The following is a 14845-nucleotide window of genomic DNA, read 5'->3' as shown; positions in this document are numbered from 1 at the left end:
CGGCGTCCGCGCATTCGGCCGCCCGGCACTGCGATACCCGGTCGGGGAGCGGGCCACACTCTTCTGTCGCGACCCCTGTCCGGCTCAGTCGTAGCCCGTGTCCAGGAGGTTCGCCGCGACGCTTACGATTGACGGGTGACCAGTGCGCCAGAGAACTCGCAGAACCCCGCCGACGCCCTTCCCAAGAGCTGGGACCCCAGCGCCGTCGAAGCGGAGCTCTACCAGCAGTGGGTCGACGCCGGCTACTTCGAGGCCGACCCCACGAGCGACAAGCCCGGGTACTCGATCGTCCTGCCGCCGCCGAACGTCACCGGCAGCCTGCACATGGGTCACGCCCTCGACCACACCCTCATGGACGTGCTCTCCCGCCGTAAGCGCATGCAGGGCTACGAGGTGCTGTGGCTGCCCGGCATGGACCACGCCGGCATCGCCACCCAGACCGTCGTCGAGAAGCAGCTCGCCGCCGACGGCAAGAAGAAGGAGGACCTCGGTCGCGAGGCCTTCATCGAGAAGGTCTGGCAGTGGAAGGCCGAGTCCGGCGGCATGATCCAGGACCAGATGCGTCGCATCGGCGACGGTGTCGACTGGTCGCGCGACCGCTTCACCATGGACGAGGGCCTGTCCCGCGCCGTGCAGACGATGTTCAAGCGCCTCTACGACGAGGGACTGATCTACCGCGCCGAGCGTCTGGTCAACTGGTCGCCCGTGCTGCAGACCGCGATCTCCGACATCGAGGTGAAGTTCGAGGAGGTCGAGGGCGAGCTCGTCTCCCTGCGCTACGGCTCCCTGAACGACGACGAGCCGCACGTCGTCGTCGCCACCACTCGTGTGGAGACGATGCTCGGCGACACCGCCGTCGCGGTCCACCCCGAGGACGAGCGCTACAAGGACATCATCGGCACCACGCTCGAGCACCCGATCACCGGGCGGCAGATCCCGATCATCGCCGACGAATACGTCGACCCCGAATTCGGTACGGGCGCAGTGAAGATCACGCCTGCGCACGACCCCAACGACTTCGAGATGGGCCTGCGGCACGACCTGCCGATGCCCACGATCATGGACAAGGCCGGCCGCATCGCCGACTCCGGCACCCGCTTCGACGGCATGGACCGTTTCGAGGCGCGCGTCGCGATCCGCGAGGAACTCGCCGCGCAGGGCCGCGTCGTCGCCGAGAAGCGCCCCTACCTCCACAGCGTCGGCCACTCCGAGCGGTCCGGCGAGACCATCGAGCCGCGCCTGTCCATGCAGTGGTGGGTCAAGGTCGACAAGCTCGCCAAGGCCGCCGGCGACGCGGTGCGCAACGGCCACACCGTCATCCATCCCGCGAGCCAGGAACCGCGCTGGTTCGACTGGGTAGACAACATGCACGACTGGTGCATCTCGCGTCAGCTGTGGTGGGGCCACCGCATCCCGATCTGGTACGGCCCGAACGGCGAGGTCGAGTGCTTCGGCCCCGACGAGAGCGCACCCGAGGGTTGGGAGCAGGACCCGGACGTGCTCGACACGTGGTTCTCGTCCGGCCTGTGGCCGTTCTCCACGATGGGCTGGCCGGAGAAGACCCCCGAGCTCGACAAGTTCTATCCCACCAGCGTTCTCGTCACCGGCTACGACATCCTGTTCTTCTGGGTCGCCCGCATGATGATGTTCGGCACCTACGTGTCGGGCGACGACGCGGTGCACCAGGCGCAGGTTCCGTTCCGGGATCTGTTCCTGCACGGCCTCGTCCGCGACCAGTTCGGCAAGAAGATGTCGAAGTCGCGCGGAAACGGCATCGACCCGCTCGACTGGGTCGAGCGTTTCGGCGCCGATGCCCTGCGCTTCACGCTGGCACGTGGCGCGAACCCCGGTGGCGACCTCGCCGTCGGTGAGGACCACGCCCAGTCGTCGCGCAACTTCGCGAACAAGCTGTTCAACGCGACCAAGTTCGCGCTGATGAACGGCGCGGTGGTCGGCGAGCTCCCGGCCCGCGACCAGCTCACCGATGCCGACCGGTGGATCCTCGACCGCCTCGAGCAGGTGCGTACCGAGGTCGACGCGGCCTTCGATCACTACGAGTTCTCGAAGGCGTGCGAGGCGCTCTACCACTTCGCGTGGGACGAGGTCTGCGACTGGTATCTCGAGCTCGCCAAGGTCCAGCTCGCCGACGGCAGCGCCCACGCCGACGGCACCAAGATCGTGCTCGGCACCGTCCTCGACCAGCTGCTGCGCCTGCTGCACCCGGTCATCCCGTTCGTCACCGAGACGCTGTGGAAGGTGCTCACCGGCGGCGAGTCCGTCGTCGTCGCATCCTGGCCCGAGGCATCCGGCGTCGCCACCGACGAGACCGCAGCGCAGCGTGTCGCCGACCTGCAGAGGCTCGTCACGGAGATCCGTCGGTTCCGCAGCGACCAGGGCCTCAAGCCGTCGCAGAAGGTCGCGGCCCGGCTCGTCGGTGTCGAGGACGCCGATCTCGTCGCGCAGGTGCCGGCCGTGCAGTCGCTCGCGCGCCTGACCGCGCCGGAGGACTCGTTCTCGGCCACCGCGTCGATCGAGGTCCGGCTGAGCCGCGCGACGGTCACCGTCGAGCTCGACACCTCCGGCAGCATCGACGTCGGCGCCGAGATCGCTCGCCTGCGCAAGGATCTCGCGGCCGCGGAGAAGGAGCTGACGGGCACCTCCGCGAAGCTGTCGAACGATGCCTTCCTCGCGAAGGCACCCGACCAGGTGGTCGAGAAGATCCGTGGTCGCAAGCAGATCGCGGAAGAGGAGATCGCACGGATCACCGCACGACTGAAGGAGCTGGGCGCGGCGTGAGCACCGACACCCCGGGGGCGCCGTCCCCGGTGGACCTGGCCGAACTGACGCTCGTCGAAGCCGAGCTCGACAAGCGCTGGCCGGAGACGAAGATCGAACCGTCCCTGGCGCGGATCGCCGCGCTCATGGACATCCTCGGGTCGCCGCAGAACAGCTACCCGTCGATCCACGTCGCCGGCACGAACGGCAAGACGTCGACGACCCGCATGATCGACGCGCTGCTCACCCGCATGCACCACCGCGTCGGCCGGACGACGAGCCCGCACCTGCAGCTCGCCACCGAGCGGATCAGCATCGACGGTGCGCCGGTCTCGCCGCGGACCTACGTCGACACCTACCGCGACATCGAACCGTACGTCCGGATGATCGACGAGCAGTCCGAGGCGGCCGGTGGCCCGAAGATGAGCAAGTTCGAGGTCACCACGGCCATGGCGTTCGCTGCGTTCGCCGACGCACCCGTCGACGTGGCGGTCGTCGAGGTCGGTCTCGGCGGACGGTGGGACGCCACCAACGTCGTCACCGGGCAGGTCGCGGTGATCACGCCCGTCGGGATCGACCACACCGGCTATCTCGGCGACACCCTCACGGAGATCGCGGGAGAGAAGGCCGGGATCATCAAGAAGGCACCCGACGACGGTCTCGTGCCCCGCGACACCGTGGCGATCATCGCGCAGCAGGAGCCCGAGGCGATGGACGTGCTGCTGCGGCAGGCCGTCGAGGCCGACGCGGCCGTGGCCCGCCAGGGCTCCGAGTTCGCGGTGGTGCGACGCGCGGTCGCCGTCGGCGGACAGCAGATCGACCTGCAGGGTCTCGGCGGTCTCTACACCGACATCTTCCTGCCGCTCCACGGCGAGCACCAGGCGCACAACGCGTCGGTCGCGCTGGCCGCGGTCGAGGCGTTCTTCGGGGCGGGCCCCGGCAAGCAGCTCGACGTGGAGGCGGTGCGCGACGCGTTCGCGTCGGTGACCACGCCGGGCCGGCTCGAACGGGTGCGCAATGCACCCACCGTCTTCCTCGACGCCGCGCACAACCCGCACGGCGCGAAGGCCCTCGCGGCCGCGCTCGCCCAGGAGTTCGACTTCCGCAAGCTCGTGGGCGTCGTGAGCGTGATGTCCGACAAGGACGTCGCGGGTCTGATCGAGGCGCTCGAACCGGTCTTCGACGAGATCGTCGTCACGCACAACGGGTCGCCGCGGGCGATGGACGTCGACGATCTCGCGAACATCGCCGTCGCCCGATTCGGCGACGAACGGGTCGTCACCGCGGCGACGCTCCCGGATGCGATCGAGACCGCGATCGCGATCGCGGAGGAGGTCGGCGAACCCGGCGAAGCGGTGTCGGGCGCCGGGGTCGTGGTCACCGGTTCGGTGGTGACCGCAGGTGCGGCCCGCAGTCTGTTCGGAAAGGATCCCGCGTGAGCAACGACAAGCCGGAGGAACAGAAGTTCCGGCCGCCGACGACGGACCCCTGGAAGGGCTTCCGCGGCGTGATGGCGGGAACGCTCGTGCTCGAGGCGATCGTGGTGCTGCTGGTGCTGCCGGTGATCGCGACCGTCGGCGGGGGACTGAGCGCGTGGTCGACGACCTACGTCGTGGGCCTCGCCGTTCTCATGTTCCTCGGAGCCGGGGTGCAGAAGAAGTCGTGGGCGATCCCGTTCAACATCACGTTGCAGGTGCTCGCCGTGCTCGGCTTCTTCGTCGACCTCGCGTTCGGTGCGGTGGGTGTGCTCTTCGCCGTGGTGTGGGCGTACATCTTCTACCTGCGCAAGGACATCAGGGATCGCGAATCCAGGGGTCTGCTGCCGGGCCAGCGGGACGACCTCTAGGCTTGTCGCGTGACTGAGCGGACCCTGGTACTGATCAAGCCCGACGGCGTCGCACGCCGTCACGTCGGAGAGATCCTCTCGCGCATCGAGCGCAAGGGGCTGGACATCGTGGCTCTCGAGCTGCGCACCGCGACCGAGGAGGTCGCCGGAGCGCACTACGCCGAGCACGAGGGCAAGCCCTTCTACCCCTCGCTGATCGAGTTCATCACCGGCGGCCCCCTCGTGGCCGCGGTCCTCGAAGGCCCCCGCGCGATCGCGGCGTTCCGGCAGCTCGCCGGTGGCACCGATCCGGTCGAGAAGGCCGTGCCCGGCTCGATCCGTGGCGACCTCGGCCTGGATCCGGGCGAGAACCTGGTCCACGGCTCCGACTCGGTGGAGTCCGCCGAGCGCGAGATCGCTCTCTGGTTCCCCGCCCTGGCTGCGAAGTAACAGCCCCGCACGAGCGGCGCCTGGCGTGTCGCTCACGAAACCTCTCGGGCGTCGCGCTTCGCGCCTCCCGACACCGCCGACGGCGCCCTCCGGGGCGCCGTTGGCGTATCCGTGCATCTCCGTGTGGGATACTGGCAGAGGTTGCCCCGCACACACCGCGTGCGGAGCGGCCGAACGACATCACGGATCGATGCCCGACATCGCTGTGGCCGAGGACGAAGGAGACACCTCGCTCGGCGGCACGCTGGATGTTCCGGCGCTCGACCCGCGATCAAGCCAGGCATTGCTCGGCCGTGCAGTGAAAACGGGCACCGGACGACCGCGCGATGCGAGACCGGAAGGACTCGCGCCCACCCGGCGCGAGTACACAAGCTGCGCCCCCGCGTGGCCGCTCACATCGCTGTTGTCGGTGGTGGACGCGCCCGGGGGCCTTAGGAGACCTACGTGGCCGATCAAGAGCCGCCGGAGAACAACTCGATCGAAGCGTCGGACACAGGGGGACGGAACCTCCTCGGTCTGCCTGCCAAGATCCGCGTCCATGCCCTCGCCAAGCTGCTGGGGCTGACCAGTAAGCAGGTGATCGCGAAAGCCGCCGAGCGCGGCACCGAGCTGCGCAGTGCGCACTCGACCCTCCCACGCGATGTCGCGGAGGACCTGCACGCTGCGTTGAGCGACGACACGGGCACGGCCGAGCCCGCCGTGCAGGAAGCCGAGACGGCTCCCGAAGCTGCAGCCGAGACGGCTCCCGAAGCTGTGGCGGAGACGGCTCCCGAGGCCGAGGCCGTGCCGGTCGAGGGTGACGAGCTGCGACCCGCCGAGAAGACCGCGGACGAGACCGCACCGCAGGCACTCGACATCCCCTCCGTCGGAGGACCCACCGGGCTGTTCACCTCGGTGGAGCAGAGCACGCCGCTGTTCGAGATGCCCGAGCCGTCCACCACGGCCGAGCCGATCGTCGCTGCACCGCTGTTCCTCCAGCCCGAGGTGCCCTCGCCTGCCGAGGAGGAGGAGACCCGCCCGCGTCGCCGGCGCGCACGCCGCGGCAAGGACACCGAGCAGGCACCGGCCGAGGACGAGCAGCAGACCGCCGAGCCGGCCGCCGCCGAGTCCACCGAGGAAGCACCGTCGCAGCAGGCGGACGAAGACCAGGACGACCAGCCGCGTCGCCGCCGCCGCGGACGTCGCGGTCGTGGACGTGGCCGCGGGGACGGCACCGACACCGACCAGCAGGACGAGACCACCGCGACCGGCGAGGACTCCGAGTCCGCCGCCGCGGAGACGGAGAAGTCCGCCGAAGCAGAGTCCACCGCAGGGGAGTCCACCGCAGCGGAGACTCCCGCCGAGGAGACCGCCGGCACCGAGGAGAGCACCTCCGACGAGGCCGCCTCGGGCGACGAGCAGAGCAGCGACGAGCACGACACCGACGACGAGCAGGGCGGGGGGACGTCCCGTCGCCGCCGCCGTCGCCGTCGTCGTCGCGGTTCCGACACCGACACCGCGAGCACCGACGACGACTCGGTTCCCACGGTCGTCCACGAGCGGGAGCCGCGTCCGAAGAGCCGCGCCAAGGACGAGGTCCAGGGCATCAGCGGTTCGACGCGTCTCGAGGCGAAGCGTCAGCGTCGCCGCGACGGTCGCGAGGCCGGTCGCCGCCGGCCCCCGATCCTCACCGAATCCGAGTTCCTCGCCCGCCGCGAGGCCGTCGACCGGGTCATGGTCGTGCGCGAACGCACGGGTGGTTCCCACGCGGGCATGACGCAGGTCGCGGTGCTCGAGGACGGCATCCTCGTCGAGCACTTCGTCACGACCTCCGGGTCGGCGTCGATGGTCGGCAACATCTACCTCGGCCGCGTGCAGAACGTCCTCCCGTCCATGGAGGCCGCGTTCATCGACATCGGCCGTGGCCGCAACGGCGTGCTCTACGCCGGTGAGGTGAACTGGGAGGCCGCCGGCCTCGGAGGCAACTCCCGCAAGATCGAGCAGGCCCTCAAGCCCGGCGACCAGGTGGTCGTGCAGGTCAGCAAGGACCCGGTCGGTCACAAGGGCGCGCGTCTGACCACCCAGATCAGCCTCGCCGGACGCTTCCTGGTGTACGTGCCGGGCGGATCGTCCACGGGCATCAGCCGCAAGCTGCCCGACACCGAGCGCAAGCGACTCAAGGACATCCTCCGTGAGATCGTCCCCTCCGAGGCGGGCGTGATCATCCGTACCGCCGCCGAGGGCGTGAGCGAGGAGGAACTCTCCCGCGACGTCACCCGCCTGCAGACGCAGTGGGAGTCGATCCGCGAGCAGTCCGAGAAGCTGCAGGCCGACGCATCGGGCCAGCCGAAGACGCTCTACGAGGAGCCGGATCTGCTCGTGAAGGTCGTGCGCGACCTGTTCAACGAGGACTTCTCCAAGCTCGTCATCGAGGGCGACTCGGCGTGGAACACCGTCGAGAGCTACATCCGGACGGTCGCACCCGACCTGCTGCCGCGCGTCGAGCGCTACCGCTCGGAGAACTCGGTGGACGTCTTCGGTGCGCACCGCATCGACGAGCAGCTCGCGAAGGCTCTCGACCGCAAGGTGTGGCTGCCGTCCGGCGGCACGCTCGTCATCGACCGCACCGAGGCGATGACCGTCATCGACGTCAACACCGGCAAGTTCACCGGTTCCGGCGGCAACCTCGAGGAGACGGTCACCCGTAACAATCTCGAGGCGGCCGAGGAGATCGTCCGCCAGATGCGCCTGCGCGACATCGGCGGCATGATCGTCGTCGACTTCATCGACATGGTGCTCGAATCGAACCGCGACCTCGTGCTGCGTCGCCTGACCGAGGCTCTCGGCCGGGACCGCACCCGCCACCAGGTCTCGGAGGTCACCTCGCTCGGCCTGGTCCAGATGACGCGCAAGCGGCTCGGGACCGGTCTCGTCGAGGCGTTCTCCACCACCTGTGAGCACTGCAGTGGCCGCGGCCTCATCGTGCACTCGGAGCCGATCGAGTCGAAGTCGTCGGACGACTCCGGTCGTTCGTCCGGCGGTGGTTCGCGGCGCAAGCGTGGACGCGACAAGAGCTCGCAGGAGCCCGCCGCCGAGACGCACACGACGCCGTCGCCCGAAGAGGTCGTCAAGCGTGCGGCTCACCCCGTCGCGCTCGCGATGGCCGCGCACAACTCGACACCGGCCGCGGACGCTCCGGCGGCAGAGCCGGCAGCGACCGAGACCGCATCCGAGGCAGTGTCCGCACCCGCGGGCGACGTCGACCCGGTCAAGGTCACCGAGCCGCTGCAGGCCGTCGAGCCCGAGAAGGTCGCCGCGCCGACGAAGGAGTCCGTCGCCGGGGAGGACGCCACCACGGTGACGACCGCCTCCGACGAACCCGCCGAGGTCGAGGCAGAGATCGCAGCAGCCGAAGCCGCAGTCGCGGGGACCGCTGTTCCCGAGGCTGCCGTCTCCGGAGCAGGGGAGAGCACCGACGGAGCGGCTTCCGTCGAGGCCGCAGAACCGGCTCCGCGTCGCCGCCGGGCACGCAGGGTCGCCCGGGCGGCCGCAGCGCCCGCCGGGGACGGTGGGCCTGCAGCCAAGGTGTTCGTCGTCCCTGCGCCGACCGGTACGTCGACGGAGGCCGAGTCGGATTCCCGGCCGAGCACACCGGTCGAGACGCCGGTGGAGATCGTGCGGCGGCCGCGTTCGCGGCGTGCCGCAGGGCGCCCCGCCGGACCTCCGGTGGACGCCGAAGCGTGACCCTCCGCTTCCGGGCCGGTCACGACCGGCCCGGAAGCAGGCACTACCGTGCCACCCGGTTTGACCCTGGGAGTCACCTTCCCGTAATCTTGTTCAGTCGCTACTCGGCGATAGTGCCCAGCCGCGTCCGGATTCAGGATGCCGGCGGGACCCGAGTCAGCAACCACACCAGACCAGTCGCGTCCGCAGCACTGTGGCGCGAGCACGTTCGAAGAAGCAAGGGGTAGCCGTCCGATGGCAACGTACGCGATCGTCAAGACCGGCGGTAAGCAGTACAAGGTCGCTGAAGGCGACCTCGTCAAGGTCGAGAAGATCGAGGGTGAGCCCGGCGCTGCTGTCTCGCTTGCCCCGGTCCTCGTCGTCGACGGATCCGAACTGACCACCGACGCCGACAAGCTGGCCAAGGTCTCGGTCACCGGCGAGATCGTCGAGCACACCAAGGGCCCGAAGATCCGCATCCACAAGTTCAAGAACAAGACCGGATACCACAAGCGCCAGGGCCACCGTCAGAAGCTGACGGTCGTCAAGGTCACCGGCATCAAGTAAACCGAGCTTCGAGCTTCAACCCCAGGAGGGTTCGTCATGGCACACAAGAAGGGCGCATCCAGCTCCCGTAACGGTCGCGATTCGAACGCACAGCGACTCGGCGTCAAGCGCTTCGGTGGCCAGGCCGTCAACGCCGGCGAGATCATCGTGCGCCAGCGCGGCACCCACTTCCACCCCGGCGTGAACGTGGGACGCGGCGGCGACGACACGCTGTTCGCCCTCGCGGCCGGTGCCGTCGAGTTCGGTACCAAGCGCGGTCGCAAGACCGTCAACATCGTTCCGGCTGCGGCAGACGCCTGATCTGCCGTCCGGTAACGGACACCGCGGGACCAACTCCCGCGACATACTCCCGATAGGGGCGGGCCAGGGTCGCACACCCTGACCCGCCCTTGTTGCGTTGATCACCAGGTTTGTTTTTTCGGACGAGAGAAGGTCCACCCATGTCCCGCTTCATCGACCGGGTGGTGCTGCACGTCAGCGCCGGTAAGGGCGGCAATGGCTGCGCCTCCGTCCACCGCGAGAAGTTCAAGCCGCTCGGCGGCCCCGACGGCGGTAACGGAGGCAACGGCGGCGACGTCGTCCTCGAAGTCGACCGCAACGTCCACACCCTGCTCGACTTCCACTTCCACCAGCACGCCAAGGCGACCAACGGTGCCCAGGGCGCCGGCGGCCACCGCAACGGTGCCAACGGCGGCGACCTCGTCCTGAAGGTTCCCGACGGCACCGTCGTGCTCGACCGCGATGGACGGATCCTCGCCGACCTCGTGGGCACCGGCACGCGTTTCGTCGCCGCGCACGGCGGTCGCGGTGGTCTCGGCAATGCCGCACTCGCGTCGAAGGCACGCAAGGCCCCCGGCTTCGCGCTGCTCGGTGAGGAGGGTGAGGAACTCGATCTCGTCCTCGAACTGAAGTCCGTCGCCGACGTCGGTCTCGTGGGCTTCCCCTCGGCCGGCAAGTCGTCGCTCGTGTCGGTGCTCTCGGCCGCGAAGCCGAAGATCGCCGACTACCCGTTCACCACCCTCGTGCCGAATCTCGGTGTGGTGCAGTCGGGCGACACGACCTTCACCGTCGCCGACGTGCCCGGCCTGATCCCCGGCGCCAGTGAGGGCCGCGGTCTCGGCCTCGACTTCCTCCGGCATCTCGAGCGTTGCGCCGTGCTCGCGCACGTCGTCGACTGCGCGACCCTCGAACCCGGCCGCGACCCGATCTCCGACATCGACGCGCTCGAGGCCGAACTCGCCGCCTACCAGCCCGCGCTGTCGGGCGACAACGGACTCGGCGACCTCGCCGAGCGCCCCCGCATCGTGATCCTCAACAAGGCCGACGTGCCCGACGCGAAGGAACTCGCCGAGTTCGTCACCCCCGAACTCGAGGCCCGCGGCTGGCCGGTCTTCACGATCTCGGCCGTGAGCCGCGACGGCCTGCGTCCGCTGACGTTCGCCCTCGCGAAGATGGTCGACGAGTACCGCGAGGCACATCCGCCGGCCGCGCCGACCCGCCCGGTGATCCGTCCTGTCGCCCGCGACGAGGAGGCCTTCACCGTGGTCCGCGATCCCGAGGTGCCCGGCGGATTCATCGTGCGGGGCACCCGTCCCGAGCGGTGGGTGCGCCAGACGGCCTTCGACAACGACGAGGCCGTCGGTTACCTCGCCGACCGCCTCGCCCGTCTCGGCGTCGAGGACAAGCTCGTGAAGCTCGGCGCGGAACCCGGATGCTGGGTCACCATCGGCGAGGTCGGTTTCGAGTGGGAACCGCAGACGCAGGCCGGCGTGGACGTCGTGCCCACCGGTCGCGGCACCGATGCCCGTCTCGACCAGGTCGACCGCGTCGGCGCCGCCGAGCGTCGCCACGCGAAGAAGGTGCGCCGCGGTCTGGCCACCGACGACGAGTTCGAGTAACAGGCCCGCGTTCCCAGCGTCAAGGAAGCCCGAAGCGTACCGAGGAGAACATGAGCGACACCCGGGAGGTCGTCTCCCACGCCCGCAGCGTAGTGGTCAAGATCGGCTCGTCGGCGATCACGAGCCTGGTGGGTGGGCTCGACCGTGGCCGGCTCGATCGTCTCGTCGATGCCATCGAGGCCCGGATCCGCACGGGTTCGAGTGTCGTCGTGGTCTCCTCGGGTGCGGTCGGTGCCGGGCTCGCACCGCTCGGTCTCACGAGTCGGCCGCGTGATCTCGCGACGAAGCAGGCTGCGGCCAGCGTCGGGCAACTCACCCTCGCTCACGCCTGGGGCACCTCCTTCGCCCGCTACGACCGCACCGTGGGCCAGGTGCTGCTCACCGCCGACGACATCGGCCGGCGCACCCAGCACCGCAACGCGCAACGCACCCTCGACCGGCTGCGTTCGCTCGGGGCGGTCCCGGTGGTCAACGAGAACGACACCGTCGCGACCGTCGAACTGCGCTTCGGCGACAACGACCGGCTCGCCGCTCTCGTCGCGCATCTCATCGGCGCCGACGCGCTGATCCTGCTGTCCGACGTCGACGGCCTGTACGACGGGGATCCCCGCAAGGGCTCCGCGAACCTCATCCCCGAGGTCCGCACCCCCGAGGATCTCGACGGCGTGGTCGCCGGCTCGGGCGGCGCGCTGGGCACCGGTGGCATGGCGTCGAAACTGTCCGCGGCCCGTCTCGCGGCGGACTCCGGCGTGCCGGTGCTGCTCGCCGCGGCCGCCCAGGCCGATCGCGCGCTGGGCGCCGCCGACGTCGGCACGGCCTTCGCGGCCCGTCCGCAGCGTCTGTCGGCGCGGCGTTTCTGGGTGCGGCATGCTGCCGACGTCCACGGTTCGCTGTATCTCGACGAGGGTGCCGTGCGCGCCGTGATGGAGCGGCGACGCTCGCTGCTCGCCGCCGGAATCACCGGCACCAGTGGCGGTTTCCACGCCGGCGACGTCGTGGGCATCGTCGCGCCCGACGGCCGCACGGTTGCGCGCGGTGTGGTGGCCTACGACGCGTCCGAACTCGATTTCATGATCGGCTTCTCGACCGGGCAGCTGCCGCCGGATCTCCAGCGACCCGTCGTGCACGCCGACGATCTCGTCCGGGTGGTCTGAGAACCTCACGAAGTCGGTGCGGTCACCGCGTCGGCCAGGAAGGCGAGGGTCTCCGAGGTACCCGCTTCGAGCTTGAGGGTCGCCAGCGCATCCCCGCGGGTGGGGCCGCGATTGACCACCACCACCGGGATGTTCCGCTGCGCGGCGCGACGCACGAAACGCAGCCCCGACTGCACCGTCAGCGAACTCCCGGCGACCAGCAGGGCGTCGGCACCGTCCACCACCGAGAATGCGAGATCGACGCGCGGGCGCGGCACCGTCTCCCCGAAGTACACGATGTCGGGTTTGAGCATCCCGCCGCAGCGCTCGCAGTCCACTACGACGAAGTCCTCGGTGTCGGTGACCACCGCGTCCGCGTCGGGGGCGACCTCGAGACCGGTCGTCGCGCGCATCCGGTCGTCGAATCCCGGATTGGCCGCGCACAGCCGCTCGTGCAGCGTGAACCGCGAGATGCGGTGTTCGCACGACAGGCATCGGACCTGCGCGTAGGTGCCGTGCAGGTCGACGACCCGCCGGCTGCCGGCCTTCGTGTGCAGCAGGTCGACGTTCTGGGTGATCACGCCGACGACGGAACCGGCGCGTTCGAGGGCCGCGAGCGCCCGGTGCCCGGCATTCGGGCGGGCGGCGTCCATGTGCTTCCAGCCGACGTGGTTGCGCGCCCAGTAGCGTTGCCGGAACTCCGCGTCGCCGACGAACTGCTGGTAGGTCATCGGGTTGCGGGGCGGCGAGTCCGGTCCGCGATAGTCGGGGATACCGGAGTCCGTCGACAGCCCGGCGCCGGTGAGAAAAGCGATCCGACGGCCGTGCAGGAGAGTGGGCAGGTCGTCGGAACGGAGTGGAACGTCGATCACTCCATCTACGGTAGGCCGCTTCCGGGAACCGGCGCTGCGGGCAGGAGCGCGCGGACCGCATCGATGGTGTCGGCGTCGGCGGCCGACTTGTCGGGCCGGTACCGCAGCACCCGTGCGAAGCGCAGCGCCACCCCGCCCGGATAGCGGCTGCTGGTCTGCACTCCGTCGAGTTCGATCTCGACGACGATCGCGGGTCGCAGGTGGACGGTGTGCTCGTCGCGATGCGTCTCGTGGCGCGGGAATTCCTCTGTCTGCCACTGCAGCAGCGCGTCGGTGAGTCCCTTGAACGTCTTCCCGACCATGATCGGCGGACCACCGTCCGGGTCGCGGGCACCGAGGTGCAGATTGGACAGGAAGCCGGTGCGGCGCCCGTAACCCCACTCGGCGGCGAGCACCACGAGATCCAGGGTGTGCTCGGGTTTGACCTTCTGCCAGGCTCGGCCCCGGCGTCCGGCGGTGTAGGTCGACGTGAGCGACTTCACCATGACGCCCTCGTGACCGTTGCCGAGCGAGTCACCGAGATGCGCCTCGGCGCTGTCGGCGTCCGGAGCGACGAGCGCGGGGATACGGTGCTCACCCGCGACACGGGCGAGCTGGTCGAGACGCACCGACAGTGGCTCGTCGAGCAGGTCGGCGCCGTCGAGGTGCAGGCAGTCGAAGAAGTACGGGTAAAGGAGCAGTTCGCGTTCGGAGCGGGCACCGAACCGGCTCATGGTCTCCTGGAACGGTCGGGGACGGCCGGCATCGGTGAGCGCGAGTGTCTCGCCGTCGAGCACGACACTGCGGCACGGCAGTGCCCGGACGAGTTCGACCAGTTCGGGGACCGATGCGGTGATATCGCGCAGCGTGCGAGTGAAGATCCACACGGCGTCCTCGTGGCGGTGCACCTGGATGCGTGCACCGTCGAGTTTGTATTCCACGCTCACGGCCCCGTCGAACTCGGTGAGTGCCGCCTCGAGCGACTCGGCGGGCGAGGCCAGCATCGGTCGGACCGGTCGGCCGAGTTCCAGGCCGAATTCCGCGAGCGCGTCGACGCCACCGTCAAAGGCCGCCGCTGCGGCCTGCGCGAGTCGGCCCGAGAGCATCACCGCCCGGCGGACCGGTTCGACGGGGAGACCGGCTGCCGCTGCGACCGCATCGGTCATCACCCCTTCGAGAGCACCCTGCCGCAGCTCACCACCGAGGAGCGCGACGAGGAAACGCTGCTCGGACTCGGTGGCCCGGCCGAACAGCTCCAGGAGCAGTTGCTGCCGCGCGGCGGTGGATCCGGAACCGGCGATGCCGGCGAGGCGGTCGAGGAAGCCGGACACCTCGTCGACGGAGAGCGTCGGATCGTCGGCGACCGGTGCGGAGAGGCCGGCGAGGGTGCGGAAGCCGACACCCACGCGGCCCTGGGTCATCTCTCCGGACAACCATGAGACCACCGCTTCGACCTCGTGGGGTTCGGCGCGCCCGAGTAATTCCCGCAGCAGATCGATCTTGGTGCGTCGTGACCGTGTGGCGGCGACGGCAACGGAGGTGTCGACAACTGAGTGCAGCAGCATCGCTTCGACGTTAGCGCCCGGACGTGCCACGCGGAGGAAATCGTGCGTCGGGGTGTATTTCCGCACGCCGGTGGGAATC

The 14845-nt window shown here is 69.7% G+C and carries 11 protein-coding genes; 9 read left to right on the top strand and 2 right to left on the bottom strand.

Features of this window, described 5'->3' with window-relative positions; translation table 11 throughout:
* Positions 1-135: 135 nt before the first annotated feature.
* From ACWPOC_RS20830 to proB, 9 genes are all read left to right on the top strand, one after another.
* Complete coding sequence (locus tag ACWPOC_RS20830) at positions 136-2796, top strand: valine--tRNA ligase (RefSeq protein ID WP_455409261.1); 2661 nt, start codon at positions 136-138, stop codon at positions 2794-2796.
* Positions 2793-4214: a bifunctional tetrahydrofolate synthase/dihydrofolate synthase gene (gene folC / locus ACWPOC_RS20825; RefSeq protein WP_455409260.1), complete on the top strand. Its 1422-nt coding sequence runs from the start codon at positions 2793-2795 to the stop codon at positions 4212-4214. Before ACWPOC_RS20830 ends, folC begins: the two co-directional genes overlap by 4 nt.
* Positions 4211-4621, top strand: a complete 411-nt coding sequence (locus ACWPOC_RS20820) for a DUF4233 domain-containing protein (protein ID WP_060651102.1) — start codon at positions 4211-4213, stop codon at positions 4619-4621. Before folC ends, ACWPOC_RS20820 begins: the two co-directional genes overlap by 4 nt.
* A 9-nt stretch (positions 4622-4630) precedes the next feature.
* Positions 4631-5050, top strand: a complete 420-nt coding sequence (gene ndk, locus ACWPOC_RS20815) for a nucleoside-diphosphate kinase (protein WP_006551181.1) — start codon at positions 4631-4633, stop codon at positions 5048-5050.
* Positions 5051-5494: 444 nt separating this feature from the next.
* A complete protein-coding gene (locus ACWPOC_RS20810; protein ID WP_455409259.1) occupies positions 5495-8773 on the top strand; it encodes a translation initiation factor IF-2 N-terminal domain-containing protein in 3279 nt (1092 codons plus the stop codon).
* Between the two features lie 234 nt (positions 8774-9007).
* A complete protein-coding gene (gene rplU / locus ACWPOC_RS20805) occupies positions 9008-9319 on the top strand; it encodes a 50S ribosomal protein L21 (RefSeq protein WP_006551183.1) in 312 nt (103 codons plus the stop codon).
* A 36-nt stretch (positions 9320-9355) separates the two neighbouring features.
* The gene (gene rpmA / locus ACWPOC_RS20800; protein WP_006551184.1) at positions 9356-9619 is read left to right on the top strand and encodes a 50S ribosomal protein L27; all 264 of its coding nucleotides are present in this window, start codon (positions 9356-9358) and stop codon (positions 9617-9619) included.
* Positions 9620-9759: 140 nt separating this feature from the next.
* Positions 9760-11217 (top strand): GTPase ObgE, encoded by a 1458-nt coding sequence (obgE, locus tag ACWPOC_RS20795; protein ID WP_455409258.1) that lies wholly within the window; start codon positions 9760-9762, stop codon positions 11215-11217.
* 50 nt (positions 11218-11267) lie between these two features.
* Entirely contained in the window at positions 11268-12371 is a 1104-nt protein-coding gene (gene proB / locus ACWPOC_RS20790) for a glutamate 5-kinase (protein ID WP_455409257.1), read from the top strand.
* 5 nt (positions 12372-12376) lie between these two features.
* Here proB and ACWPOC_RS20785 read toward each other — a convergent pair whose 3' ends face one another.
* Together ACWPOC_RS20785 and ACWPOC_RS20780 are read right to left on the bottom strand one after the other, a co-directional pair.
* Complete coding sequence (locus ACWPOC_RS20785) at positions 12377-13222, bottom strand: NAD-dependent protein deacetylase (RefSeq protein ID WP_455409256.1); 846 nt, start codon at positions 13220-13222, stop codon at positions 12377-12379.
* 5 nt (positions 13223-13227) lie between these two features.
* Positions 13228-14766 (bottom strand): ATP-dependent DNA ligase, encoded by a 1539-nt coding sequence (locus ACWPOC_RS20780; RefSeq protein WP_455409255.1) that lies wholly within the window; start codon positions 14764-14766, stop codon positions 13228-13230.
* Between the last annotated feature and the right edge of the window lie 79 nt (positions 14767-14845).

Source organism: Rhodococcus sp. 5G237 (assembly GCF_053764735.1).
Note: the sequence above shows the minus strand (reverse complement) of the source record. Positions and strands in the feature narration are given on the sequence as shown.

Bases quoted from the DNA above. Each gene is read 5' to 3' on its own strand.
- proB (WP_455409257.1), top strand. From the start codon at position 11,268: ATGAGCGACACCCGGGAGGTCGTCTCCCACGCCCGCAGCGTAGTGGTC.
- obgE (WP_455409258.1), top strand. From the start codon at position 9,760: ATGTCCCGCTTCATCGACCGGGTGGTGCTGCACGTCAGCGCCGGTAAG.
- rplU (WP_006551183.1), top strand. From the start codon at position 9,008: ATGGCAACGTACGCGATCGTCAAGACCGGCGGTAAGCAGTACAAGGTC.
- ACWPOC_RS20780 (WP_455409255.1), bottom strand. From the start codon at position 14,766: ATGCTGCTGCACTCAGTTGTCGACACCTCCGTTGCCGTCGCCGCCACA.
- rpmA (WP_006551184.1), top strand. From the start codon at position 9,356: ATGGCACACAAGAAGGGCGCATCCAGCTCCCGTAACGGTCGCGATTCG.